We start from the raw sequence: 24,419 nt of genomic DNA, 5'->3' as shown, positions 1-24,419 counted from the left end.
GGGCGAAAGATTAGTCCTTCGTCCCGGTGGCGGCGGGCGGACGGTATCGAAGCAGCGCGGGGAAGGCCAGCGAGAGCACCACGGCCAGGCCGGCGGCCACGAAGCCGCCACCCGCCCAGGACGCGGCCGGGCCCACGAGATCGGCGGTGGCGCCGGCCCGGAGATCACCCAGACGGGGGCCGCCGGCCACCACCACGGTGTGTACGCCCTGCAGCCGGCCGCGCAGCCGGTCGGGGGCGTACACCTGCAGGATCGACTGCCGGTAGACCGCGCTGACCAGGTCCGCGGCACCACCGACGGCGAGCAGCAGCACCATCAGCCACAGCGAGTGGGCCAGGCCGGCGAACCCGATCGCCACGCCCCAGGCGACGACCGCGACGACCAGCGCGACACCCTGACGTCTGACCCGGCTGATCCAGCCGGACGTGAGCCCGCCGACCACCGAGCCGATCGCGATCGCGGCGAACAACCAGCCGACCGCGGAACCGCCACCGAAGCGGTCCTCGGCGATCTCCGGGAACAGCGCCCGGGGCATCGCGAACACCATCGCGACGATGTCGATGCCGAAGGACAGCAGCAGCACCGGCTGGGTGATCAGGAAGCGCAGACCGATCAGGATGCCGCGTACGCCGGCGGTCGGCTTCTCGCCCTTGTCCTCCTCGTGCAGCTCCGGAGGGATGGGCGGGAGCCGCCAGGTGGCCCAGAGCGAAACACTGAACAGCACGGCGTCGACCGCGTACGCGATGGTGACGCCGGTGTCGGTCGACCAGGTGCCGATGATCAGGCCGGCGGCCAGCGGGCCGAGCACCCCGCCGGCGGTCGTGGTGGTGTAACTCAGGGTGTTGGCGGACGGCACCAGCTCGGGCGGCACGATCCGCGGGATGATCGCCTGGCGGGTGGGTGAGCTGATCGCGAAGCCGGCCGACTGCACCGCGGTGAGCACGAGGAGCAGCATCCCGCTGTGTGCGCCGAGCAGGCCCTGCACGAGCAGCCCGCCGGTGGAGGCCCAGGCGATCACGGAGCTGAACAGCAGCAACTTGCGCCGGTCGACGACATCCGCGGCGGCGCCACCCCAGAGCCCGAAGATCAGCAGCGGTACGAGACCCGCGACGCCGAGCAGGCCCACCCACGCCGACGAGTGCGTGATCGAGTACATCTCGACCGGCACCGCCACCGCGGTGAACTGGAAGCCGAAGAAGGCGACCCCGTTGCCGAGCCACATCCGCCGGTAGGCGACGCTGCGCAATGGCCGGGTGTCGATGACCCAGCGTTTGCGTTCGGCCTGCTCCTGACTCACGGGGCCAGCCGCTCGACGACCCATGTCCCCTGGTCGAGGCGGTATCGCAGCCGGTCGTGCAGCCTGCTCGTGCGGCCCTGCCAGAACTCGACCGTCTCCGGCCGGACCAGCAGCCCACCCCAGTGCGGCGGTGGTGGGACCGGCCCGTCGCCGAACCGCTCGACGGCCCCGGTCATGCCGGCGTCCACCGCGGCGCGGTCGGGCAGCACCTGACTCTGCGGGCTCGCCCACGCCCCGAGCTGCGAACCTCTCGGGCGGGTGGCGAAGTATTCCTCGGTCTCGGCCCGGCTCACCTTCTCGACCGTGCCGGTCACGGTCACCTGCCGCTGCATCGGGAACCACGGGAAGACCAGCCCGGCGTGGGGGTTCTCCAGCGCTTCCGCGCCCTTGCGCGAGGTGTAGTTGGTGAAGAAGACAAAACCGCGTTCGTCGTACGCCTTGAGCAGCACCGTCCGGGCGCTGGGCCGGCCCGTGGCGTCCGCGGTCGCGACGATCATGGCGTTGGGCTCCGGCAGGCCGGCGTCGCGGGCGTCGGCGAACCACCGGGTGAACTGCACGGGCCAGCTCTCCTCAAGGTCCACTTCGAGCAGCGCGTCCCGCTCCCGGTAGTCACGCCGCATGTCCGCGGGTGACGGTGGTTCCGAGGTCACCAGATTTTCCCCTTCCCCGATCGGTTCCACGAACCTAGAACCGCTCCCACCCGCCTGTCCCCTCCGCGAGGATAGGTGTCGCCGACGGCACATTTCCGCGGGTCGACCATGAGGTCACCGGGCGGCAAGATGAACGAACCACGGCTTTCGAGTCCTCAGGAGGCGTCGTGTCCGATTTCAAGCCCGGCCTGGAAGGCGTGATCGCCTTCGAGACCGAGATCGCCGAGCCGGACAAAGCGGGCGGCGCGCTGCGCTACCGGGGCGTCGACATCGAGGACCTCATCGGTCAGGTGTCGTTCGGCAACGTCTGGGCGCTGCTCGTCGACGGCCGCTTCGGCCCCGGCCTGCCGCCGGCCGAGCCGTTCCCGGTGCCGGTGCACTCCGGTGACATCCGGGTCGACGTGCAGTCCGCCGTGGCCATGCTGGCGCCCTACTGGGGGCTGTCGCAGATGCTCGACATCAACGACGAGCAGGTCCGCAGCGACCTGGCCCGGGTGTCGGTCACCGCGCTGTCGTTCGTCGCTCAGGCCGCCCGCGGGCTCGGCCTGCCCGCCGTCCCGCAGAAGGACATCGACAAGGCGCAGACGGTCGTCGAGCGGTTCATGAAGCGCTGGCGCGGCGAGCCCGACCCGCGGCACGTCAAGGCGGTCGACGCCTACTTCATCTCGGCCGCCGAGCACGGCCTGAACGCCTCCACGTTCACCGCCCGCATCGTCGCCTCCACCGGCGCCGACGCCGCGGCCTGCATCTCCTCCGGCATCGGCGCGCTCTCCGGCCCGCTGCACGGCGGGGCGCCCTCGCGGGTGCTGCACATGATCGAGGCGGTCGAGCGCAGCGGCGACGCCGAGGGATACATCAAGGGTGTCCTCGACCGCGGCGAGCGCCTGATGGGCTTCGGTCACCGCGTCTACCGCGCCGAGGACCCGCGCGCCCGCGTCCTGCGCCGCACCGCCAAGGAGCTCGGCGCGCCCCGCTTCGAGGTCGCCGAGGCCCTGGAACGGGCCGCGCTCGCCGAGCTCAAGGCCCGCAAGCCCGACCGGGTGCTCGCCACCAACGTGGAGTTCTGGTCGGCGGTGATCCTCGACTTCGCCGAGGTGCCGGCGCACATGTTCACCTCGATGTTCACCTGCGCCCGGGTGGCTGGCTGGAGCGCACACATCCTCGAGCAGAAGAAACTCGGTCGCATCGTGCGGCCCAGTGCGCTTTATGTAGGACCCGAGCCCCGCAAGCCCCAGGACGTCGAGGGCTGGGACGCCGTCCCCCATAATCTCTAGAAACCGTCCCCGGAAGGACCCCCCTGTGACTGAGCCGATCCGCCTCCCCGACGACCTCAAGCCCGTCGACGGCCGATTCGGCTCCGGGCCGAGCAAGGTGCGCCCCGAGGGGGTCGAGGCGCTCGCCCGGGTGGCCACCACGTTCCTCGGCACCTCGCACCGGCAGCGGACGGTCAAGGACCAGGTCGCCCGGCTGCGCGGCGGGATCGCGGAGTTCTTCTCCGCCCCGGACGGCTACGAGGTGATCATCAGCAACGGCGGCACCAGCGCGTTCTGGGAGACCGCCACGTTCGGGCTGATCCGCGACAAGGCCCAGTTCGCCGAGTTCGGCGAGTTCGGTGCCAAATTCGTCAAGGCGGTCACCGACGCGCCGTTCCTGGCCCAGCCGACCGTGCACAAGGCCCCCGGCGGCAGCGCGGCCTACCTGACCGCCGAGGCCGGCGTCGACGCATACGCGAGCGTGCACAACGAGACGTCCACCGGTGTCTCCGTGCCGGTCAAGCGCGTCGCGGGCGCCGACCCGGGCGCGCTGCTGCTCACCGACGCCACCTCGGGCGGCGGCAGCCTCGACGTGGACCTGACCGAGACGGACGTCTACTACCTCGCCCCGCAGAAGGCGTTCGGCTCGGACGGCGGCCTCTGGATCGCTCTGATGTCCCCGGCCGCGATCGAGCGGGCCTTCGAGATCAAGGCGTCCGGCCGCTACATCCCGCAGTTCCTCGACCTGGTCACCGCGATCGAGCAGTCCCGCCTGGAGCAGACCTACAACACCCCGGCGCTGGCCACGGTCTTCCTGGCCGCCGAGCAGATCGACTGGATGAACGCCCAGGGCGGCCTCGGCTGGGCGGTCAAGCGCAGCGCCGACAGCGCGGCAGCCGTCTACGGCTGGGCGGACAACTCCCCCGTCGCCACCCCGTTCGTCACCGACCCGGCCCTGCGCTCCAACGCGGTCGCCACGATCGACTTCGCCGACGGCGTGGACGCGGCGGCGATCGCCAAGGTCCTGCGCGCCAACGGCATCGTCGACACCGAGCCCTACCGCAAGCTGGGCCGCAACCAGCTCCGCGTCGCGTTGTACCCCACCGTCGACCCGGCCGACGTCGAGGCGCTCACCCGATGCATCGATTTCATCATCGACCGGACGTGAACCGCTGAGGGGCCCTCGCCCGTACTGACGACCGGCAATGTTGCTGACGTCGGGAGGCGCGATGGCACGGACCGGAATCGACACCTCGATCCTGCACAAGGGAGCACACAGTGCCTCCTATTTCGATCTTGCTCGAAGTGCGGGCGAGGGTGCGGAGATCGTCGACTTCTGCATCCCGTGCAACCCGTACTTCCCGACGCCGGAGATGTTCGACGAGCTCTCCCGGGACCTCAAGAACATCCTGAAGTACTACCCGAGCGACTCGCACAGCATCACCGCGAAGCTCGCCTCCGTGCTCGGCCTGCACCCGCAGACCGTGGCGATGGCGAACGGCTCCACCGAGCTGATCACGTGGATCGACCACCTCCTGATCAAGGAGAGCATCGCCATCCCGATCCCGACGTTCGGCCGGTGGACCGACCAGCCGCTGGAGACCGGCAAGCGGGTCGACATGTTCCCGCTGCAGGAACGCGACGGCTTCCGGCTCAACCTCGAGGACTACGTGCGCTTCATCCGCGACCGGGGCTCCCGGGTCGCCGTGGTCTGCAACGTCAACAACCCGGACGGCAACTACCTCGCCCGGCGCGATGTGGTGCGTTTCATGGACGCGCTGTCCGACCTCGACCTGGTGGTCGTCGACGAGTCGTTCATCGACTTCTCGGACGCCGAACCGTACCCGTCGGTCGGTCCTGACGCCGTCATCCGTCCCAACGCGGTCGTCCTCAAGAGCCTGGGCAAGAACTTCGGTCTGCACGGCATCCGGTTCGGGTACCTCATGGCGAACCCGGCCATCGCCGGCAAGATCGCCAAGGCGCTGCCGAAGTGGAACCTCAACTCGCTCGCCGAGAAGGTCGTCTACATGATCCAGGACCATGAGGACGAGTACGAGGACAGCCTGCGCCTGCTCAGCCGGGACCGCCGCGCCATGGCCGCCGAACTGGCGCGGGTGCCGGGACTGACCGTGTTCCCCTCCCAGGGCAACTTCATCCTGGTCAAGCTCCCGACCGAGTGGTCGGGCGTGGGGCTGCGCGACTACCTGGTCGCCAACCACGGCGTGTACACCCGGGAGTGCGGCAATAAGCTCGGCATGACCAGCCAGTTCATGCGCCTGGTGGTCCGCCCGGCCCGCGACGTCGACCGCCTGCTCGACGGGATGATGGACTACGGGCGCCAGTTCCGGGTGCGATCGGCATACCAGGAGCCGGCGTACGAGGAGGAGCCCGTGGAGACCCGCCGTGGCTGGAGCGCGGCGGTCGACGACCAGCCCGACAACCTGATCCAGTACCCGGCCCACCGCACCACCGAGTACGCGGGCCGGCGCGCCGCGAACGGCTGATGCGGGTTGCCCTCGTCCGAACTCATCCGTATAAATCGTTCGGTTCTGGGCATTAAAAGATCACCTTTGCAGGTCAATGAGTTCGACCGCAGCGGATTGACGGCGTGGCTTACCACCATTGGGTGACCGAGGCGCGTACCGTGTTCCGAAACGCGCCCGGGTGGCTGACTCTCGGGAGCACAGGCCAGCTACGGGATGGAGGCAACGCATGCGGCCAGTACGCTTCGTCGCCCTCTCCGAGGACGGTCAGGCCCTGGTGCTCGCCGATGAGGTTGGCCGGCTCCTCGCTCTGCCCATCGACGACCGGATCAGTGGTGCCCTGGTCAACGACGGGAACGGCTCGGCCGTCGCGGCCGGCACCGCCGTGGCCGTCGCCAACGCCGAGCACATGGCGACCCTGTCCCCGCGCGACATCCAGGCCCGGATCCGCTCCGGCGAGTCCGCGGAGGACGTCGCCCGCGTCGCTGGCGTCCCGGTCGACCGGGTCCTGCGCTACGCCGGCCCGGTGCTGCAGGAGCGGGCCATGCTCGCCCAGCACGCCCGCCGCACCCGCCTGAAGACCTCCGACTCGGGCGCCCCGCTGGCCGAGGTGGTCGACGCCCGGCTCGCCCAGCACGGCATCGACACCGAGAAGATCTCCTGGGACGCGTTCCGGCGCGAGGACGGCACCTGGCGCATCCTCGCCACCTGGCCGTCCGGCAAGGCCACCGCCCAGGCCATCTGGAACCTCGACAAGGCCCGCCAGGTCGTCTCCCCGCACGACGACATGGCGCAGTACCTGTGCGCCGAGCGCCCCACCCCGATCCTCGGCCAGGAACCGGCCCCGGAACGCACCACCCACGAGCGCGGCGGCCACGGCCTGCCCGGAGCCCCCCGCGCCCCCGAGCCGATCCGCGGCGGTGGCCGGGGCCTCCCCCAGAACGACGGCCCCCGCACGACCCGCGACCCGATCCGAGCCGGCCGGGACGCCCTCCTGGCCTCCCTCGACCGCCCCCTCGGCAACGACCGCCCGGGCCGTGGCCTCGAGCCCGCCCCCCAGGAAACCTCCCGCCGCCCCGTCGCGGGCGGTGCCGCGGCCCTGCTCGGCGGCGGAGCCGGCTCAGCCTTCGACGACGACGCCGACCTCCCCAAGGAAGTCCCCGCCGTCCCCAGCCTCGCGGTCCTCCGCCCCCGCCGCACAGTCGGGGCCACCCAGAACGAGAACGAGTCCGAAGAGTCGACCAAGCCGCGCAAGAGGCTCCCCAGCTGGGACGACGTCCTCTTCGGCGGAGGCCCGGCCGCCCGCGAAAGCTCCTGACGACCACCAGCGGGCCCACATAGCCGTCGAGCGCCGCGAGCATGCCCGGGTCCCGGGCGTATTCGATTGGTGAGACGAGCACAAAAAGGCCGCTCCCCGCCGTGCTAACTGCCGCACGACCTGAGGTTGGGCGGCAGGCACCGGCCGCGTGGCTCAAGGCCGGTCGGTAGGCACCGGCGCGTGGTGGGCCGATCAGCGGGCATCGACTGCGCGGCCTGAGGCCAACCGGCGCGCCCCACGACCAACCGGCCCGACACCAACCGCGCGACCCAAGACCAGCCGACGCAACACCAGCCGCGCGGCCCCAGGCCAAACGGCCTGACACCAGCCGCACGACCCCAGACCAACCGACGCGACACCGACCGCGCGGCCCCAGGCCAACCGGCGGGACACCGACCGCGCGGCCCCAGGCCAACCGGCGGGACACCGACTGCGCGGCCCGAGGCCGATCGCCGGCCGCCGCGCTTTCATTCCCCGACCGCGCGGGAGCCACCACCCAGCGACCGCATGTCGGATATTTCGGTTCAAGTCGCCGAGGTTGCCCTCGACGACCGCCCAGGTCACCCGGCCGTTGAACTCTCCCGCACCGCGTATTCGCAGCGCCCGGCCCCAGGGCACCACCGTCTGCGCCCCGGTCAGGGCCGGCACCCGCTCAATGCCAGCGCGATGTGCCCTGTGTCCACAGCGGCCAGCCCACCCGCCCCATGACGCAGCTGCCCGGGCGGTCAGAGGGCCACGGGGAGCCGCACCTAGCGGATCCGGAGACCGGCCGCCCGCAGCTCTTCCTCGACCCGCATGCGTTCCAGCTCGCGGTCCATGCCGCGCAGCCCGGCGAGGCGCTGGGTGACGCCGAGCGCCTGGCTGGCGACCTGGAGCCGGTTGTCGTAGGCCAGGAGCACGGCGGCGTGCCACCGGGCCGAGCCGGTGCAGAGGCCGCAGAAGCGTTCGCGGCCGAGCCGGCGCAGGTCGGCGGCGATCTGGTCGATGCCCGGATCGGGCCGGGGCGGCCGGGTCCAGGCACCCCCGTTGCCGAGCCGGCGGTTGAGGTGGCCGTAGTCGGCGGCGTCCCGCCGTTGTTCCCGGTCCCACGCGCGGCGCAAAGTTGCTCCTTCCGGGCGCGTGACGGCGGTGGCGCGGCGGGACAGAACGATCAGCGCCGCCAGCGCCGTCACGAGCACCTCGATGTGCGTGATTGCCACTCGCTCGACGTTAAGCCAACCGGAATGCGAACAGACATGGCCGTTCGGATGACTTGACCTGCCAGTATTCCGACAGCGGCGGGATGGACAACGGTCAGCCGATGCGACGGTCACGGCCGGCGAAGTAGCCGGCGACCATCTGGGGGACCATCAGGACGGTCATCAGGGCGAGCGGGAGGTGCCAGTCGCCGCCCCGGTCGTACAGGACGCCGACGAGGATCGGGCCGGGGATCGAGAGCAGGTATCCGGTGCTCTGGGCGAACGCCGAGAGGCGGACCACCATCGCGGGGGTGCGCCCGCGCATCGCGATCATGGTGAGTGCCACCGGGAACGAGCAGTTGGCCACGCCGAGCAGGGCGGCCCAGAGCCAGGGGGCGGCGGCCGGGGCGGCCCAGAGCCCGGCGTACCCGGCGAGGCCGAAGAGGGCGATGACGACGGCGAGTTCGCTCTGCCGGGACAGCCGGCCGGCGACCGCGGACAGGGCGAACGACAGGGGCACGCCGAGCACCGAGGTCGTCGCGAAGAGCAGACCCGCGGTGCCCGCCGAGAGGCCCGCGTCGCGGAAGATCTGCGGGAGCCAGCCCATGATCACGTACGCCGACGTGGACTGCAGGCCGAAGTAGACGGCCAGTGACCAGGCGATCGGGTTGCTCCGGAGGCGCACGGCGACCTCACCGGCGCCGGCCGGGCCACGGTCGCGACGGCGGGCGAGCAGGATCCACGACGGGAGCGCGAGGGCCGCGACGACAGCCCAGACGCCCAGTCCGTACCGCCAGTCCCCGCCGAAGGCGCCGGTGAGCGGGACCGTGATCGCCGCCGCGGTGGACGCGCCCAGGTTGAGGGCGACCGAGTAGAGGCCGGTGACCATCCCGACCCGCTCGGGGAACCACTGTTTGACCACGACCGGCAGCAGCACGTTGGCGAGCGCGATGCCGGCGAGGGCCAGGGCGGTGAGGGCGAGGAAGAGCGGGGCGCCGCCGGCGAACGGGCGGACCGCGAGCCCGAGGGTGAGCGCGCCGGCGCCGAGGGCGATCGCTCCGCCGGGGCCCCAGCGCCGGGCCAGCAGCGGCGCGGACGAGCCGATCAGGGCGAAGCAGACCGCGGGCATAGAGGTCAGCAGCCCGGCGACGGACGCGCTCATGCCGAGGCCGGCGCGGACCTCCTCGAGGACCGGCCCGAGGCTGGTCACGGCGGGGCGCAGGCTGATCGCCATGAGCAGCAGCCCGCCGAGGGCGAGGACACGGGAGGGCGCCATCGCGCGGGTACTGGCGTTACTCATGGAGCCCATCATAGAATCATGGGATGAATTTGGGACCGGTGCCCCGGGCGGAAACCCTCTCCGGACGGGTGATCACCCGCCTCCGCCAGCAGATCACCTCGGGTGCGTGGCCGGTGGGCTCGCGCATCCCGACCGAGCCCGAGCTGGTCGCGTCGCTCGGGGTGGCCCGCAACACCGTCCGCGAGGCGATCCGGGCGCTCGCCCACAACGGCCTGCTGGACATCCGGCAGGGCTCCGGCACGTACGTCGTGGCGACCAGCGAGCTGGCCGGGGTCATGCAGCGCCGGTTCGCAACCGCCGACCCGGCCCACGTACGGGAGCTGCGCGGCACCCTGGAGATCGCCGCGGCCGGGTTCGCCGCCGGCCGCCGCACCGATGACGACCTGGTACGCCTCGACGATCTGTACGCGCAACGCGAGTCGGCCTGGGCCGCGGCCGACCGGGACGGCTTCGTGGACTCCGACTCCGCGTTCCACCGGGCCGTGGTGGCCGCCTCGCACAACGACGTGCTGATCGAGCTCTACGCCGACCTGGGCGAGGTCATCCGGGAGTCACTGAGCCGGCACTTCGGCGTCGCGCTGCAGCCGGAGGAGTACATGGACCACAGCCGCCTGCTGGAGGCGATCCGGGCGGCCGACCCGGCGGCCGCGACCGCCGAGGCCGCGGCCCACATCTCAGGCCGCGTCAGCGGCGACTGACACCCGCGGCGCGACCAGGGGCTCCTCCGGGATCGACCGGACGAGCGTGAGGTGCGGCCGGGGCGCGGCCTGCACGGTGAGCCGGTCGCCGCTGACCCGCAGCTGCCAGATCAGCGCCGAGACCGCCGCCACGAAGCAGAAGATGCCGGCCGCCCAGATGCTCGACGGCACCCCGAAGTGCTCGCCCCACCAACCGGCCAGGGAGGCGCCGATCGGCGTCGTACCCAGGAAGACCAGCACGTAGAGGGACATCACCCGGCCCCGGAACTCGCCGTCGACACCCATCTGGACCCGGTGGTTGGCGGCCTGCGCCAGGTATATCGAGAAGAACCCGGTCGGCACCAGCAGGATCATCGCCACGATGAAGTTCGGTGCGAAACCCACGGCCACCTCGAACACCGCGAACGTGATCGCCGCGCCCAGGACCACGTACGGTCCGGGCCTGCTCCGGCGTCCGCTGCCCGCGAGCGCCCCACCGAGCGCGCCCACCGCGAGGGCCGTGGTCAGCAGACCGAAGGTCGACGGACCGGCGTTGAAGTTGATCTTCGCGAGCGCGGCCAGGGTGACCGGGAAGTTGAAGCCGATCGCGCCGACCGCCGCCATCAGCACGATGGGCACCATCAGGTCGTGCCGGCGCCCCACGTACCGCAGACCATCGATGATCTTCGCGTCGCCCTTCTTGACCTCGCGGCCCGAGCGGTACAGGTCGGCGGCGCGCATCGCCGTGTAGCTGAAGATCGGCGCGACCGCGAGTGCGGTGCTGATCAGGAAGACCGGACCGGTGCCGAAGATCGCGAGGGACAGGCCGGCCAGGGCGGGACCGGCGATCCGGGCGCAGTTGAACGCCGCCGCCGACAGCGCCAGCGCGTTCGGCAGCAGCCGCATCTCGACCAGCTCGGACACGAATGCCTGGCGCACCGGCGTCTCGATGGCGTTGGCCATACCGAACAGACCCGCGAACAGGAAGACATGCCAGAGTACGACGACCCCGCTGGCGACCAGGATCGCGAAAAGGATGGCCGTGGCGGCGAACACGGCGTTGGCGATCACCAGCAGCTTGCGCTTGTCGAAGCGGTCGGCGAGCTTCCCGGCGTACAGCGTGAGCAGCAGCACCGGCAGGAACTGCAGCGCGGTGACGAAACCCAGCGCACTCGGGGAATTCCCGGAGAGGTCGAGCACCAGCCAGTCCTGCGCGGTGAACATCATCCACACACCGAGCAGCTTCACGAGCTGGCCGGTGGAGAACAGCCGGTAGTTACGGACCTGCAGTGAACTGAATGTCGTGCTCAGCACTTCCCGCACTCGGGTGCGCCTCCTCCATCGTCGTACGCGTCATCGCCATGTGACGGAACGAACGACGGGCTTTCAACCCCGGGCGACCTGGTGCAGGATCTGCGCCGCGTGCTCCAAGGTGTCCCGTTCCTCCGGGGTGAGCTCGTCCAACTGCTGGGCGAGCCACTCGTTGCGCTGCTTCTCGAACTGCGCGTACACCGCCCGGCCCTGCTCGGTCGCGGCCAGGATCACCTGGCGGCGGTCGGTCGGGTGGGGGGTCCGCGCGACGAGGCCCCGCTCCTCCAGCTTGCCGACGATCTTGGTCATCGTCGGTGGCTGGACGCGCTCGACGTCGGCCAGCTCCCGCGGGGTCAGCGCCCCGGCCAGCTGCAAACTGGTCAACGCGGAGAGCTGGCTGAACGTCAGATCACCGACCGGACGTTCCTGCCGGACCCGCCGGTTGAGGCGCGTGATCGACTCACGCAACGAGATGGCCAGTTGCTCGGCTGTTGCCCGCTCCGCCACCGACCGCTCCATCACGTTATTTAGCCTAGCTAATGAGCTTGGCTAACGACATCGTTTACACCTATGACTGTAGTCACCGGGCATTCACGTGCCCGGTGACCACACGCGCTGTCAGAGCAGCGTCTCCAGCGGACCACGCAGGAAGTAGAGGATGAACAGCACCGCCGTCCCGTACAGGATGGGGTGCACCTCCCGGGCCTTGCCGACGGCCAGCTTGATCACGACGTAGGAGATGATGCCCGCGCCGATGCCGTTCGAGATCGAGTACGTGAACGGCATCAGGGTGATCGCCAGGAACGCCGGGATCGCGATCTCGAAATCGGTCCAGTCGATCTGCCGGACCCCGACCATCATCAGGAAGCCGACCACGACCAGCGCGGTCGACGCCGCCTCGAACGGCACCACCGTGACCAGCGGTGCCAGGAACATCGCCAGCAGGAACAACACGCCGGTGACGAGGTTCGCGACACCCGTACGGGCACCTTCCGCGACACCCGACGCACTCTCGATGAACGACGTGTTGCTGGACACGCTGGCCGCACCGCCGGCCGCCGCGGCGACCGAGTCGACGAGCAGGATCTCCTTCGTCCGCGGCGGCATCCCCTCGTCGTCGAGCAGACCACCCTCCTGACCGACGGCCACCATCGTGCCCATCGTGTCGAAGAAGTCCGTGATCAGCAGCGTGAAGACGAACATGATGACGACCAGGAAGCCCGTGTCACTCCACGAGTCGAGCACGTTGAACTTGCCGAGCAGCGACAGGTCCGGCACATCCACGATCTTGTCGGGCAGCGTCGGCACATTCAGCGACCAGCCCGCCGGGTTCGGCTTGCCGTCGACGAACGACGGCCCGATGTGGCCGATCGCCTCCACGATGATCGCCAGCACGGTCGAGGCCAGGATGCCGATCAGGATCGCACCCTTCACCTTGCGCACGAACAGCACCAGCGTGAGGATCAGGCCCAGGCAGAACACCAGCAGCGGCCAGCTCGTCAGTTTGCCGCCGATACCCAGCTCGACCGGCACGGTGGTGCCGGACGCGTCCGGGATCCGCCGGACGAAGCCCGCGTCCACCAGACCGATGATCATCAGGAACAGGCCGATGCCGACCCCGATCGCGGTCTTCAGCTGGGTGGGCACGGCCCGGAAGACGGCCGTCCGCAACCCGGTCAGCACCAGCACGGCGATCAGCACACCCTCGATCACCACCAGGCCCATCGCGTCGGCCCAGGTCATCTCAGGCGCGATCTCGTACGCGACGAGCGCGTTCACGCCCAGCCCGGCGGCCAGTGCCAGCGGGAACCGGGCCACGACCCCCATCACGATCGTCAGCACACCGGCGACCAGCGCGGTGCCGGCGGCGAGCGCGGTGACCGGCAGCTGGGCCCCGGTAGCGTCCACGCCCGCGGCCAGGATCAGCGGATTCAGCACCACGATGTAGGCCATCGTGAAGAACGTGGCAAAACCGCCCCGCACCTCACGCCCCACCGTCGAGCCACGCTTCGTTATCTCAAAAAACCGATCAAAACCGTTCTTAGGTGTACGCCCGGACGAGTCAACACTCGCATCGGCGGTAGGAGCGGCCATGTATACGCCTCCACGCAGGATCACATCGTTACGCGCATCGAATCAGAGCCGGACTCCCGGTGAAAGATCGGAAGTGTTACAACCGTCACGAGCCCCCACCGGCGATCTCCCGGGACGTAGTCTCGACAGCGTGGCTGACCTGTCCCCCACCCCGTCCCCGGCGGGCTCGTTCCCGGATGGCCCATCGCGTCCGGATGGCCCATCGCGTCCGGACGGCCCGTCCCGCCTGGACGCGGTGACCGGCACCAAACCGCGGGTCGAACCCCTGGACCCTCCGATGGTCCCGTTCGCCCTCGGCGGCATAGCCATCTTCGTCGTGGCCGGAGTGATCCTGCTCCTCACCGGCGCCCGGGACTCCTGGCTGTGGACCTGCCTGGCCGGCGTGATCTGCGGCATCCCCGGCCTGATCACCATGCTGGTCCACGACGCACACCGCCGAACCCGCCGGGCGCTCACCCACCCCGAGTTCACGGTCACCGACCCGGCCTGACCACCACCGGCCCGCTGGGCCCCGCCAGGCCACCCAGCCCCGCCAGGCCGCGCCGCCCACCAGGCCGCGCCGCCCACCAGGCCGCGCCCTGGCGCTCAGCCACCCAGCCGTCTCCGGTTACGCCGAAACCCCCTCAAGAAAGAACGTTCGTTCTCTCCCGGGTTACCGACCGCCGACCGACGCGGTGATCAGCTGTGGCCGTAGTCCTCGGCGGGCTCGCCGGCCTCGACCGAGCCGTGGGCGCGACTGACCGCCACCGACTCGACCTCGCTGTCGTCGTAGACCGTCGGGAGTTCCTCGACCGGCTGCTCGGACGAACCCAGCAAAGCCTCCGAGTGGGCGCCGCAGCCGTGGTCGGCGCTGACCGCCTTCGCGTCGTCGGGGGCGTAGAGGTTGCCGCACACGCCGAACATCGAGCGCATCGGGCCGGCCAGCGGGAGATAGAAACCGCAGGTGCCGCAGCGGGCGTTGCGGGGAGCCGCGGTCGAGATCGGGGCCTCCGGGCCGGCGTCGCCGTCGTACCAGCGCTGGGCCGTCTCGATCCGACCTTCGCGGGACATGACGCGGGAACGGCCGAGACCGAGCTCCCAGGAGACCTCTTCGACCGCGGCGTCGTCGCTGAGAACGTAGCCCGGGGTGAGGCGGTCGTCGTCGGGGGAGGTCGGCATGAGGTCGCCGACACCGAGGTCGCCGGGCTGGACCCGCTCGTTCCACGGCACCCAGCCGGGGGCGAGCAGCGCTCCCGGGCCGGGCAGCAGCACGGTCTCGCAGACCGTGACGTGCCGTGAGCGGGGCACCCGGGTCACGGTCACCGCCCACCGCCAGCCTTTGTAGCCGACGAGATGGCTCTCGAAGAAATGGGTCACGACCCGGTCACCCTCGGCCACGGCTTCGATGTGGTCCCCGATGTCGACGGGATCCACTTCCGTGATGGCGCCGCGGGCAACCCCGACCGCGTCGGCACAGACCTGGTCGAGGCGGGCGGCACGAATTCCGGCGGTCCTGGTCGTCACTCGTCCATTGTCCCCCACCCACCAACCCCGGCAACAACGACTCCCCCAGATATGTACGTACGCCGCCCTCCCGGAGCTGGCGGCGATGAGAAAGGATGGGGCGATGCCGCTGCTTCCCACGATCGGACGCACCGTCGGCACCAGTGTCAAGGCGATGCGGATACTGGTGCGTGGAGGCCTGCGCGGCAGTGCGTGGGCCACCCGCCGGGTGGGTGACGCCCGGGCCCGGGGCGCGGCCAACGAGGTCGGCATGATCCGCCTCTTCGACCTGCACGCCCTCTCCTGCGCCGGCGACCTGCTCATCACCATCGGCCTGGCCGGCACGATCTTCTTCAACGTCCCGCTCGGCGAGGCCCGCAGCAAGGTCGCGCTCTACCTGCTGATCACGATGGTGCCGTTCGCCCTGCTGGCCCCGGTGGTCGGTCCGCTGCTCGACCATTTCCGCCACGGCCGCCGCTACGCCCTCGCGGCGACGATGCTCGGCCGCGCCTTCCTCGCGTACGTGATCTCGGACAACCTGCTCGGCTGGGGTCTCTATCCGGCGGCTTTCGGGGTGCTCGCGCTCTCCCGGGCGTACGGCGTGGCCCGCTCCGCCGCCGTGCCCCGTCTCCTGCCGGAAGGCGTCGGTCTGTCCCAGGTGGGCGCGCGAGCCAGCGTCTACGGCACGTTCGCGGGCGCGGTGGTCGCCCCGATCGGCCTGCTCGCGTTCAAGTTCGGTCCGCAGTGGCCGCTGCGGGTCTCCTCGATCATTTTCCTGATCGGCATGGTGGTCGCGCTGCGCCTGCCACCCCGCGCCGACTCCGACCCGCCGGAAGCGGTCCCCCGCCCGTTCCGCACGATGCTGCGCCTGCGCCGCGGCACCGACCGCCCGCTCTCCGGCAGCCTGGTCATCAACACGCTGATCGGCAGCGCCAGCTTCCGATGCCTGTACGGTTTCCTCCTGCTCTATCTGGCCTTCGCCGTCAAAGCCGGGGGCCTCGGCACGGTGATCTTCGGCCGGGAGGTGGGCAGCCAGGGCGCGGTGGCCGTGGTCGGCGGAGCACTGGCGGTGGGCACCTTCCTGGCGACCGCGGTCGGCACCCGGCTGCGCATCCGCCGCCCGGTGGCCCTGCAGTCGAGCGGCCTCACCCTGACCGCGGGCGTGGCGGTCCTGTCCGCCATCTTCTTCAACCTGCCCATGGTGGCGCTGCTGTGCCTCGTGGCCGCCGTCTTCAGCGGCATCTCCAAACTCGCGGTCGACGCCAGCATCCAGGAACGGGTCCCGGAACGCCTCCGGGCCAGCGCCTTCGCCCACTCGGAAACGGTCCTCATGATCGCCTGGGTGCTCGGCGGAGCGGTCGGCATCATCCCGCTCAACGGCCACCTGGGCATCATCGTGGCAGCGGTCTTCACGGTGGCGGCAGCCGTACGCGGAACCATCGTGGCCGGCCGCCTCCACAAGGAACGCCTTCACGGCCGCCCGGACCTGGCCCCGGACGACCCCCGCCTGGACCCTGACGACCCCCGGTGGGCCCCGGACGAAGCCCGGCCGACCACGGACGACCCCCGCTTGGCCGCGGACGGCTCCAGGCTTGACCCGAGCGACCCACGCCTGGGCATGGAACCACCCCGGCCCCCGACCGACACAGCCCCCACCGGCCCAGCGCCCACCCGCGCAGCACCCACCAGCCCAGCGCCCACGCGCGCAGCGCCCGCCAGCCCAGCGCCCGCCAGCCCGGCGCCAGCGGCCGGGAGCCCCGCCCCTCAGCAGGCCACACCCCCGCCCGCGCCGGAACCGAAAAAGCGCCGCCTGTTCTCTCGCTCCGGCCCGAAACCGCAGGCCACGGCACCAGAACCCACCCCGGAACCGCCCGCGGCCGAACCACCCCGGCGCCCCCACACGGAGGAGCCGAAGAAGGAAGCCCCGGCCCCGCCCGGGTACCACGTCTATCGGCCGTCCTCCGCGACGACCGCCAACGGCACCCACCCCGATGAGGCGGACAAGTGACAACGCACCTGCTCATCGTCACCGCGGTGGAACCAGAGGCCGAAGCCGTCCGAGCCGGTCTGGCCCAAGCCGCAGAGCCGGCCGCAGGGCACGTCCACGTGGCGGCGGTGGGAGTGGGCCCGGCCGCCGCGGCAGCCGGAACAGCCAGGCTTCTCGCCCTCGCCGAGGCACGCGGCGTCCCCTACACAGCGGTGATCAGCGCCGGGATAGCCGGCGGCTTCATCGGCCGGGCCCAGGTCGGCGCGACCGTCCTGGCGGCCCGCACCATCGCCGCCGACCTGGGAGCCGAGACCCCCGGGCCGGCCGAAACAGCCGAGCCGACGACAAAGACCGGATTCATCCCGATCGAGGAGCTGGGCTTCGGCAGCAGCGTCATCGTGGCCGATCCCGCCCTGCTCGCGGCTCTGTCATCCGCCCTCCCTCATGCCGTCGTGGGTGATGTCCTGACGCTCGCCACGGTCACCGGCACCACCGCGACCGCCGCCGCCCTCCAGGCCCGCTTCCCGGATGCCGCGGCCGAGGCCATGGAGGGTTACGGGGTCGCCTGTGCGGCTCAGGCCGCCGGCCTTCCGTTCGCCGAGCTTCGCACGATCTCGAACCCGATCGGCCCGCGCGACCGGGCCTCCTGGCGCCTCCGGGAAGCATTCTCCGCGCTCACCCACGCCGCCGCACAGGCCTGTGGATAACCCTGTGGACAACCGGCCGGGTCCTGGGGAGAGGGTCGCCGCAACGATCGGGCCGGGTGTGCGTACCGCCGACTGTGGCCTATCCGACGTGTGGCAAGTCAGACACCGTGCGGTAGGCGTGTCCTGCCGTTCGCGTCGTTACCGTGAGGGGCGTGGCACTTTCGCTGGCGGTCTCGCCCTGTCCCAATGACACGTTCGTTTTCCACGCTCTCGTGCACGGGCTCATCCCCGGCGCCGAGGCGGTCGATCTGACGTTCGCGGACGTCGATGTGACGAATACCGCGGCTGAGCGGGGCGAGTTCGATCTGGTCAAGGTCAGCTTCGCGGCGCTGCCCTGGCTGCTCGACGATTATGAGCTGATCCAGTGCGGGGGCGCGCTCGGCCGGGGCTGCGGCCCCCTGGTGCTCACCAAGCAGGGGCACGACGGCGACCTCAGCAATGCGACCGTCGCGGTCCCGGGTGACCGCACCACCGCTTACCTGCTGTTCCGCCTGTGGTCCGCGGAAAATCCGCCCGCCAAGATCGAGGTGGTGCCGTTCCACGAGATCATGCCGGGGGTGGCCGAGGGCCGTTACGACGCCGGCCTGGTCATTCACGAGGCCCGGTTCACCTACCCGCGGTATGGCCTGTCGTCGCTCGTCGACCTCGGTGAGTGGTGGGAGTCCGACACCGGTCTGCCGATCCCGCTGGGCGCGATCCTCGCCCGCAAGGGTGTCGTCGATGCGCAGCAGGCCGCCGAGTGGATCCGCACCTCGGTGAGCATGGCCTGGGCCGACCCGGACGCGAGCCGGGAGTTCGTGCTGGCCAACGCGCAGGAGATGGAGCCTGAGGTGGTGCAGCAGCACATCAAGCTCTATGTCAACGAGTTCACGCTCGACCTGGGCAAGGACGGCCTGGCCGCCGCCGACGCCCTGCTGAGCCGCGCGGCCGCCGCCGGCATCACCCCGCCGGTCCCCAGCCTGCTGACCTGACAAAAGGCCCGCTGACCTGGCGAAAGGCCCCGAAAAGGCCGCCCATCGGCGTGGACGGCCTTTCAGTGGCTATACCTCCAGCTCACGCGCCACCGCGTGGACCAGCTGGGCGATCTTCTGTGCGGAGCGCTTATCCGGGTAGCGTCCCCGGCCGAGGTCCGGCTGGACCTTGAGCTCGAGCACTTTGATCATGTCCTCGACCATGCTGTGCAGCTCGTCGGCGGGGCGGCGGCGCAGTTCGACCACCGAGGGTGGGGCGTCGAGCACCGTCACCCCCAGGGCCTGAGCGCCCTTGCGGCTGTCCACCACACCGAATTCAATTCGCTGGCCAGCCCGGAGGTCGTCGACCCCGGCCGGCAGGGCGCCTTTGGGCAGGAACACGTCTCCGCCCTCGTCGCTGGTGACGAAGCCGAATCCCTTTGCCGCGTCGTACCACTTCACTCGACCCGTGGGCACCGCTGACCTCAACTTCACTCAAATGGACTCACTTGCTCACGGCAAGGTTATCCAGCGAGTGCGTCAGGTCCCAACCGTAATCTTCGCGAGGAGTTCCGGGAGCGATGTCAGGTCGTCGAGCACGTGGTCGGCGCCCGCCTCGATCAGCTCGGCCGGGGAGCACGGTCCGGTGGCCACGCCGATGCCCGGCACCCCAGCCGTGCGGGCCGCGATCATGTCCGCGGTGTGGTCGCCCACATACCAGCGGACGCCGTGCTCGGTGATCGCCGTCGCCTTGCCCTCGGCGAACAGGTCGCCCGCGAGCTCGTCGTAGGCGAGGCCGAGGTGGTCGAGGTGCAGGGCCGCGAGCCGGCCCAGCTTGGAGGTCACGACCACGACCCGGAAACCATGTTCGCGTACGAACGTGAGCGCCGCGACCGCCCCCACGGTGGGCACCGAGGGCGTGATCGCGTAGTCGGGGTACAGCCCCCGGTACGTCGTGACCGCGTCCTCGACCTGGTCGGCGGGGAACCACTGGCCCAGTTCGGTGCGCAGCGGCGGGCCCAGCCGGGTGACCGCGAGGTCGGCGTCGACGTACACGCCGGTCCGCTCGCTGAGGGCACGGTAGGCGGCTCTGATCCCGGGCCGGGAGTCGATCAGGGTCATGTCCAGATCGAATCCGACGGCGGGAGCGCTCACTTGATGCCGTACGGCTTGTGGGTCAGGCGGTCCACGGGCAGCGGGAAGGTCTGGTCGTCGCCGAACGGGGAGGGAGCGGCCGCGCGGGTCGCGAAGAGCTCCGACACCTCGATGTGACCCTCTTTGATCGTGCCGGAAACCGTGCCGGAGTTGGCCTCGGTGGCAGGTGCCGGCGTCTTCTTCTGTGCCACGACAGGTATCTCCCCTGGGTCGTCGTTCGGCCCGGCCACGCCCCGGACCCCTCATCATCGTCCCACGGCGGTTAGCGTTGGATGCGATGGCCACCGCATTCGCCGATCAGTTGAGGGCACTCTCCGACGAGGCTCTGGGCGCACTTATCCAGGTGCGTCCCGATCTTGTCGTGCCCGTTCCCGCCGACGTCTCCGCTCTCGCCGTGCGTGCCCAGTCCCGGGGTTCCGTTTCCCGCTGCCTGGACGCGCTCGACGAGTTCACCCTCGCTGTGCTCGACGCCGCCCGGTTGAGCCGGGCCGAGCAGACCGCCCTGACCTCCGTCGCCGAGATCCTGCAGCTCACCCCGGGCGTCGCCGACGATGACGTACGCGCGGCGGTGAGCCGGTTGCGGGACCGTTTCCTGCTGTTCGGCCCCGAGGACGCGATGCATGTCGTGAGCGCGGTCGACGAGGTCACCTCGCCGTATCCCGCGGGTCTCGGGCGTCCCGCCGACTACCTGGATCCCCAGGCCGCGGCGCTGTGCGCGGACGGGGCCAAGCTCCGGCGTACGCTCCTCGCCGCCCCGCCCGCCTCCCGGGCCGTGCTCGATCGCCTGGCCGCGGGTCCGCCGGTCGGTGCGCTGGCGGCCGGCGGCAGGATCGCCGAGCCGGTGCGGTGGCTGCTCGACAACCACGTCCTGGTCCAGGTCACGGAGGTCGGCCGGGCCCCACGCGGCGACGGTGAGCTGGTCGAGCTGCCGCGCGAGATCGGGATGCTGCTGCGTCGCGACTCGGGGCCGCTGGGCGAGCTGCGGCCGGTCCCGCCGGCGCCGGCGGGCACGGTCCGTGATCCGAAATCGGTGGATTCGGCCGGTGCCGGGCAGGTCATGGACGCGGTCCGGAACACCGAGGCGCTGCTGGACGCGCTCGCCGCCGAGCCGGCCGTGGTGCTCAAGACCGGTGGCCTGGGCGTCCGTGATCTGAAGCGGTTGAGCCGGGCCGCGGGCCTCGACGAGCCGACCACCGGGCTGCTGCTGGAGGTTGCACATGCCGCCGGCCTGCTCGGTGAGACAGATGTCACAGGCACCGGGCGCGGGGTCACCACGAGCCGGGCGACGGGCACGCAGGAGGAGATCTTCCTGCCCACCGGGGGGTACGACCTCTGGCGCGCCCTGAGCATCGCCCAGCGCTGGGAGGCCCTGGCCAACTCGTGGCTGGCGATGACCCGGCAGACCAGCCTGATCGGCCAGCGCGACGACCGGGACCGCCCGATCAACGTGCTTGCCCCGGACGCGGAACGCTCCGGTGCCCCACAAGCCCGCCGGGAGGCGCTCGCCGCGCTGATCGGCCTGCCCCCGGGCACCGCCCCCCGCCCCGACGACGTCCTGGGCCTGCTGTCGTGGCAGGCACCGCGCCGGGCCCGCGGGCGCGAGTCCGCGCACCGGGATGCCCTGACCAGCGCCGCGTTCCTGGGCGTGACCGGGCTCGGGGCGATCACGTCGTACGGTCGCCTGCTGCAGTCCGGCGGCGACCCGGACAGCCACGACCCGCTGGGCACCGGCCCGGACGGCGGACGGGTCCCGGGCGCGTCCGAGACGGTGCGCACGCTCGACGCGCTCATCCCCGCGCCGGTCGACCACGTGCTCGTGCAGGCCGACCTGTCCGTGGTCGTGCCCGGGCCGCCCGAGCCGGAGCTGGCGGCCGAGCTCGAGATCGTCGCCGAGCTGGAGTCGGGCGGCGGCGCGAGCGTGCACCGGGTCACCGCGGCGAGCGTGCGGCGGGCCCTCGACGTCGGGTACGCGGCGGGCGATCTGCACGCGTTGTTCCAGCGTCGTTCGCGGACCCCGATCCCGCAAACCCTGACGTATCTCATCGACGATGCCGCCCGCAAACACGGCGGACTGCGTACCGGATCGGCGGGTTCCTACCTGCGCAGCGACGACGAGGCCCTGGTCGCGCAGGTGCTGGCCGACAAGCGGCTGGGCCCGCTGCTGCTGCGGCGGCTGGCACCGACCGTGCTGGTCACCCCGCTGCAGCTGGCCCGGCTCCTGGGGGCGCTGCGCGATGCCGGGTACGCCCCGGTGGCCGAGGACGCGGCCGGTGCCGCCGTTCTCAGCCGGCCCAAGGTCCGGCGCGCTCCGTCGCGTACCCCGGTGTCCGCCCGGTTGGGCGACCAGGCCGGACCCCCGACGCTGGCCGGCCCGCGACTGGCCGGGGTGGTCGAACAGATCCGGCGCGGCGACATCGCCACCCGGGCGGCCCGCCGCGCACCCGTCACCGTGCGCGCGGCGAACGGTCAGAGCGTGCCCGGCCTGACCTCCGTGCAGGCGCACACGCAGGCCATGGCGGTGCTCCAGCAGGCGGTCCGGGACAAGGTCAGGGTCTGGGTCGGGTACGTCGACACGCACGGTGCGACGCTGTCCCGGCTGGTCCGCCCGGTCTCGGTCAGCGCCGGCTACCTGCGCGCCGAGGACGAACGGACGGAGACGTTGCACACGTTCGCGCTGCACCGGGTGACCGCGGCGGTGCTCGAAGAGGAGTAGCGGACGAGGGCTGGGTTCGCGCGCCCCCGATGATCATCGCGCGCGACCCACCCGTCCAAGGGATAAACGCCCGGCCGGGCCGAAGCGTTGCACACGGAATCAACCTTCTTCGCGGCTCTCGGCGCCGTGTCAGACTGGAGGGTCTTCTCTCGTTCGTGGAAGGGCACCTGGTGAGCGGCGGACCTCTGATCGTGCAGTCCGACAAGACCTTGTTACTGGAAGTCGACCACCCGGATGCGAAGGCGTGCCGGATGGCGATCGCGCCGTTCGCGGAGCTGGAGCGCTCCCCCGAGCACGTGCACACCTACCGGCTGACCCCGCTGGGCCTCTGGAACGCCCGCGCGGCCGGCCACGACGCCGAGGGCGTCGTGGACTCCCTGATCAAATACTCCCGCTACCCGGTCCCGCACTCGCTGCTGGTCGACATCGCCGAGACCATGGACCGGTACGGCCGGTTGCAGCTCACCAACGACCCCGTGCACGGCCTGGTCCTGCGCGGCCTCGACAAGATCGTGCTGATCGAGGTGGCCAAGAGCAAGAAGCTGGCCGGCATGCTCGGCGCCCGGGTCGACGACGAGACCATCGTCGTGCACCCCTCCGAGCGGGGCCGGCTCAAGCAGGCGCTGCTCAAGCTCGGCTGGCCGGCCGAGGACCTCGCCGGCTACGTGGATGGCGAGGCGCACGCGATCTCGCTGGCTGAGTCCGGCCGAGACGGCGTGCCAGCATGGACGCTGCGGTCGTACCAGCAGGAAGCCGTTGACGGTTTCTGGGCGGGTGGCTCGGGCGTCGTGGTGCTGCCCTGCGGCGCCGGCAAGACCCTGGTCGGTGCCGCCGCGATGGCGACCGCCCAGGCCACCACGCTGATCCTGGTCACCAACACGGTCGCCGGCCGGCAGTGGAAACGCGAGCTGATCGCCCGCACCAGCCTCACCGAGGAGGAGATCGGCGAGTACTCCGGCGAACGCAAGGAGATCCGCCCGGTCACCATCGCCACCTATCAGGTGCTGACCTCGCGCCGCGGCGGTGCGTTCACCCACCTCGACCTGTTCGGGGCCCGCGACTGGGGCCTGGTCATCTACGACGAGGTCCACCTGCTCCCGGCACCGATCTTCCGCTTCACCGCGGACCTGCAAGCTCGCCGCCGACTGGGTCTGACCGCCACTCTGGTACGCGAGGACGGGCGCGAAGGCGACGTCTTCTCCCTGATCGGGCCCAAACGGTACGACGCCCCCTGGAAGGACATCGAGTCCCAGGGCTGGATCGCGCCGGCCGAGTGCACCGAGGTCAGGGTCACCCTCACCGACGCGGAACGGATGACGTACGCGGTGACCGAGGCCGAGGAGCGCTACCGGGTCGCGGCCACCGCCCGGACCAAGCTCCCGGTGGTCCGGGCGCTGGTCGAGAAGCACGCCGGCGACCAGACCCTGGTGATCGGCGGCTACATCGAGCAGCTCCACCAGCTCGGCGAATACCTGGACGCCCCGATCGTCCAGGGCTCGACGACCAACAAGGAACGCGAACGCCTCTTCGACGAGTTCCGCTCGGGCCGGCTGCGCACCCTGGTCATCTCCAAGGTCGGCAACTTCAGCATCGACCTGCCCGAGGCCGCGGTGGCGATCCAGGTCTCGGGCACGTTCGGCTCCCGCCAGGAGGAGGCCCAGCGCCTCGGCCGGGTCCTGCGCCCCAAGGCCGACGGCCGCCAGGCCCACTTCTACACGGTGGTCTCCCGCGACACGATCGACACCGAGTACGCGGCCCACCGCCAGCGCTTCCTCGCCGAGCAGGGTTACGCCTACAAGATCGTGGACGCGGACGACATCCTCGGCCCGGCCCTCCCCCAGATCGACTGAGAGAGCACCCCGGC

At 71.0% G+C, this 24,419-nt stretch carries 22 protein-coding genes; 11 read left to right on the top strand and 11 right to left on the bottom strand.

Going from position 1 to position 24,419, the window contains the following annotated elements; genetic code table 11:
• Positions 1-10: 10 nt before the first annotated feature.
• Positions 11-1,297, bottom strand: coding sequence for an MFS transporter (locus ACIA6A_RS22475; RefSeq protein ID WP_396099738.1), 1,287 nt, complete (start codon positions 1,295-1,297; stop codon positions 11-13).
• Positions 1,294-1,947 (bottom strand): pyridoxamine 5'-phosphate oxidase, encoded by a 654-nt coding sequence (gene pdxH, locus ACIA6A_RS22470; RefSeq protein ID WP_396099737.1) that lies wholly within the window; start codon positions 1,945-1,947, stop codon positions 1,294-1,296. The genes ACIA6A_RS22475 and pdxH overlap by 4 nt, the downstream gene beginning before the upstream one ends.
• A gap of 167 nt (positions 1,948-2,114) precedes the next feature.
• On the opposite strand from pdxH, the gene ACIA6A_RS22465 reads away from it, so the two are divergent.
• From ACIA6A_RS22465 to sepH, 4 genes are all read left to right on the top strand, one after another.
• On the top strand, positions 2,115-3,221 hold the full coding sequence (locus tag ACIA6A_RS22465) for a citrate synthase 2 (protein WP_396099736.1): 1,107 nt from the start codon (positions 2,115-2,117) through the stop codon (positions 3,219-3,221).
• 25 nt (positions 3,222-3,246) lie between these two features.
• A complete protein-coding gene (gene serC / locus ACIA6A_RS22460; RefSeq protein ID WP_396099735.1) occupies positions 3,247-4,368 on the top strand; it encodes a phosphoserine transaminase in 1,122 nt (373 codons plus the stop codon).
• Positions 4,369-4,429: 61 nt separating this feature from the next.
• A complete protein-coding gene (locus tag ACIA6A_RS22455; RefSeq protein WP_396099734.1) occupies positions 4,430-5,704 on the top strand; it encodes a pyridoxal phosphate-dependent aminotransferase in 1,275 nt (424 codons plus the stop codon).
• 208 nt (positions 5,705-5,912) lie between these two features.
• The gene (sepH, locus tag ACIA6A_RS22450) at positions 5,913-7,001 is read left to right on the top strand and encodes a septation protein SepH (RefSeq protein ID WP_396099733.1); all 1,089 of its coding nucleotides are present in this window, start codon (positions 5,913-5,915) and stop codon (positions 6,999-7,001) included.
• 749 nt (positions 7,002-7,750) lie between these two features.
• On the opposite strand, the gene ACIA6A_RS22445 is transcribed toward sepH, so the two are convergent.
• Positions 7,751-8,200, bottom strand: coding sequence for a hypothetical protein (locus ACIA6A_RS22445; protein WP_396099732.1), 450 nt, complete (start codon positions 8,198-8,200; stop codon positions 7,751-7,753).
• 94 nt (positions 8,201-8,294) lie between these two features.
• Positions 8,295-9,479, bottom strand: coding sequence for an MFS transporter (locus ACIA6A_RS22440; RefSeq protein WP_396099731.1), 1,185 nt, complete (start codon positions 9,477-9,479; stop codon positions 8,295-8,297).
• Positions 9,480-9,502: 23 nt separating this feature from the next.
• Between ACIA6A_RS22440 and ACIA6A_RS22435 the strand changes: the two genes are divergently transcribed.
• Positions 9,503-10,177 carry a FadR/GntR family transcriptional regulator gene (locus tag ACIA6A_RS22435; RefSeq protein WP_396099730.1) on the top strand — a complete coding sequence of 225 codons (675 nt, stop codon included), beginning with the start codon at positions 9,503-9,505 and terminating at the stop codon, positions 10,175-10,177.
• Here ACIA6A_RS22435 and ACIA6A_RS22430 read toward each other — a convergent pair.
• From ACIA6A_RS22430 to ACIA6A_RS22420, 3 genes are all read right to left on the bottom strand, one after another.
• Positions 10,154-11,479 (bottom strand): MFS transporter, encoded by a 1,326-nt coding sequence (locus tag ACIA6A_RS22430; RefSeq protein WP_396099728.1) that lies wholly within the window; start codon positions 11,477-11,479, stop codon positions 10,154-10,156. The genes ACIA6A_RS22435 and ACIA6A_RS22430 overlap by 24 nt on opposite strands.
• A 63-nt stretch (positions 11,480-11,542) precedes the next feature.
• Positions 11,543-11,986, bottom strand: coding sequence for a MarR family winged helix-turn-helix transcriptional regulator (locus tag ACIA6A_RS22425; RefSeq protein WP_396099968.1), 444 nt, complete (start codon positions 11,984-11,986; stop codon positions 11,543-11,545).
• A 99-nt stretch (positions 11,987-12,085) separates the two neighbouring features.
• The gene (locus tag ACIA6A_RS22420) at positions 12,086-13,561 is read right to left on the bottom strand and encodes an NCS2 family permease (protein ID WP_396099727.1); all 1,476 of its coding nucleotides are present in this window, start codon (positions 13,559-13,561) and stop codon (positions 12,086-12,088) included.
• Positions 13,562-13,838: 277 nt separating this feature from the next.
• Here ACIA6A_RS22420 and ACIA6A_RS22415 point away from each other — a divergent pair, with 277 nt between their 5' ends.
• Positions 13,839-14,051 carry a DUF2530 domain-containing protein gene (locus ACIA6A_RS22415; RefSeq protein ID WP_396099967.1) on the top strand — a complete coding sequence of 71 codons (213 nt, stop codon included), beginning with the start codon at positions 13,839-13,841 and terminating at the stop codon, positions 14,049-14,051.
• A 188-nt stretch (positions 14,052-14,239) separates the two neighbouring features.
• Here ACIA6A_RS22415 and ACIA6A_RS22410 read toward each other — a convergent pair whose 3' ends face one another.
• A complete protein-coding gene (locus ACIA6A_RS22410) occupies positions 14,240-15,082 on the bottom strand; it encodes a DUF3027 domain-containing protein (RefSeq protein WP_396099726.1) in 843 nt (280 codons plus the stop codon).
• A gap of 85 nt (positions 15,083-15,167) precedes the next feature.
• On the opposite strand from ACIA6A_RS22410, the gene ACIA6A_RS22405 reads away from it, so the two are divergent.
• The 3 genes from ACIA6A_RS22405 to ACIA6A_RS22395 all read left to right on the top strand — a co-directional run bounded on the left by ACIA6A_RS22405 (position 15,168) and on the right by ACIA6A_RS22395 (position 18,708).
• A complete protein-coding gene (locus ACIA6A_RS22405; RefSeq protein ID WP_396099725.1) occupies positions 15,168-17,051 on the top strand; it encodes an MFS transporter in 1,884 nt (627 codons plus the stop codon).
• On the top strand, positions 17,048-17,737 hold the full coding sequence (locus ACIA6A_RS22400; RefSeq protein ID WP_396099724.1) for a futalosine hydrolase: 690 nt from the start codon (positions 17,048-17,050) through the stop codon (positions 17,735-17,737). The genes ACIA6A_RS22405 and ACIA6A_RS22400 overlap by 4 nt, the downstream gene beginning before the upstream one ends.
• Before the next feature lie 152 nt (positions 17,738-17,889).
• The gene (locus ACIA6A_RS22395) at positions 17,890-18,708 is read left to right on the top strand and encodes a 1,4-dihydroxy-6-naphthoate synthase (RefSeq protein WP_396099723.1); all 819 of its coding nucleotides are present in this window, start codon (positions 17,890-17,892) and stop codon (positions 18,706-18,708) included.
• Positions 18,709-18,777: 69 nt separating this feature from the next.
• Here the strand turns inward: ACIA6A_RS22395 and ACIA6A_RS22390 are convergent, their stop codons facing one another.
• The 3 genes from ACIA6A_RS22390 to ACIA6A_RS22380 all read right to left on the bottom strand — a co-directional run bounded on the left by ACIA6A_RS22390 (position 18,778) and on the right by ACIA6A_RS22380 (position 20,033).
• Positions 18,778-19,164 (bottom strand): cold-shock protein, encoded by a 387-nt coding sequence (locus tag ACIA6A_RS22390; RefSeq protein ID WP_396099722.1) that lies wholly within the window; start codon positions 19,162-19,164, stop codon positions 18,778-18,780.
• 63 nt (positions 19,165-19,227) lie between these two features.
• A complete protein-coding gene (locus tag ACIA6A_RS22385) occupies positions 19,228-19,842 on the bottom strand; it encodes an HAD family hydrolase (RefSeq protein ID WP_396099721.1) in 615 nt (204 codons plus the stop codon).
• A complete protein-coding gene (locus ACIA6A_RS22380) occupies positions 19,839-20,033 on the bottom strand; it encodes a hypothetical protein (RefSeq protein WP_396099720.1) in 195 nt (64 codons plus the stop codon). Before ACIA6A_RS22380 ends, ACIA6A_RS22385 begins: the two co-directional genes overlap by 4 nt.
• 86 nt (positions 20,034-20,119) lie before the next feature.
• On the opposite strand from ACIA6A_RS22380, the gene ACIA6A_RS22375 reads away from it, so the two are divergent.
• The gene (locus tag ACIA6A_RS22375) at positions 20,120-22,555 is read left to right on the top strand and encodes a helicase-associated domain-containing protein (RefSeq protein ID WP_396099719.1); all 2,436 of its coding nucleotides are present in this window, start codon (positions 20,120-20,122) and stop codon (positions 22,553-22,555) included.
• Between the two features lie 170 nt (positions 22,556-22,725).
• Positions 22,726-24,405, top strand: coding sequence for a DNA repair helicase XPB (locus tag ACIA6A_RS22370; RefSeq protein ID WP_396099718.1), 1,680 nt, complete (start codon positions 22,726-22,728; stop codon positions 24,403-24,405).
• Positions 24,406-24,419 lie beyond the last annotated feature (14 nt).

Source organism: Actinoplanes sp. NPDC051494, from assembly GCF_044454705.1.
In the GTDB taxonomy this organism is placed as follows: domain Bacteria; phylum Actinomycetota; class Actinomycetes; order Mycobacteriales; family Micromonosporaceae; genus Actinoplanes.
Note: the sequence above shows the minus strand (reverse complement) of the source record. Positions and strands in the feature narration are given on the sequence as shown.

Bases quoted from the DNA above. Each gene is read 5' to 3' on its own strand.
- ACIA6A_RS22455 (WP_396099734.1), top strand. From the start codon at position 4,430: ATGGCACGGACCGGAATCGACACCTCGATCCTGCACAAGGGAGCACAC.
- sepH (WP_396099733.1), top strand. From the start codon at position 5,913: ATGCGGCCAGTACGCTTCGTCGCCCTCTCCGAGGACGGTCAGGCCCTG.
- ACIA6A_RS22440 (WP_396099731.1), bottom strand. From the start codon at position 9,479: ATGAGTAACGCCAGTACCCGCGCGATGGCGCCCTCCCGTGTCCTCGCC.
- ACIA6A_RS22435 (WP_396099730.1), top strand. From the start codon at position 9,503: ATGAATTTGGGACCGGTGCCCCGGGCGGAAACCCTCTCCGGACGGGTG.
- ACIA6A_RS22425 (WP_396099968.1), bottom strand. From the start codon at position 11,986: ATGGAGCGGTCGGTGGCGGAGCGGGCAACAGCCGAGCAACTGGCCATC.
- ACIA6A_RS22420 (WP_396099727.1), bottom strand. From the start codon at position 13,561: ATGGCCGCTCCTACCGCCGATGCGAGTGTTGACTCGTCCGGGCGTACA.
- ACIA6A_RS22415 (WP_396099967.1), top strand. From the start codon at position 13,839: ATGGTCCCGTTCGCCCTCGGCGGCATAGCCATCTTCGTCGTGGCCGGA.
- ACIA6A_RS22405 (WP_396099725.1), top strand. From the start codon at position 15,168: ATGCCGCTGCTTCCCACGATCGGACGCACCGTCGGCACCAGTGTCAAG.
- ACIA6A_RS22375 (WP_396099719.1), top strand. From the start codon at position 20,120: ATGGCCACCGCATTCGCCGATCAGTTGAGGGCACTCTCCGACGAGGCT.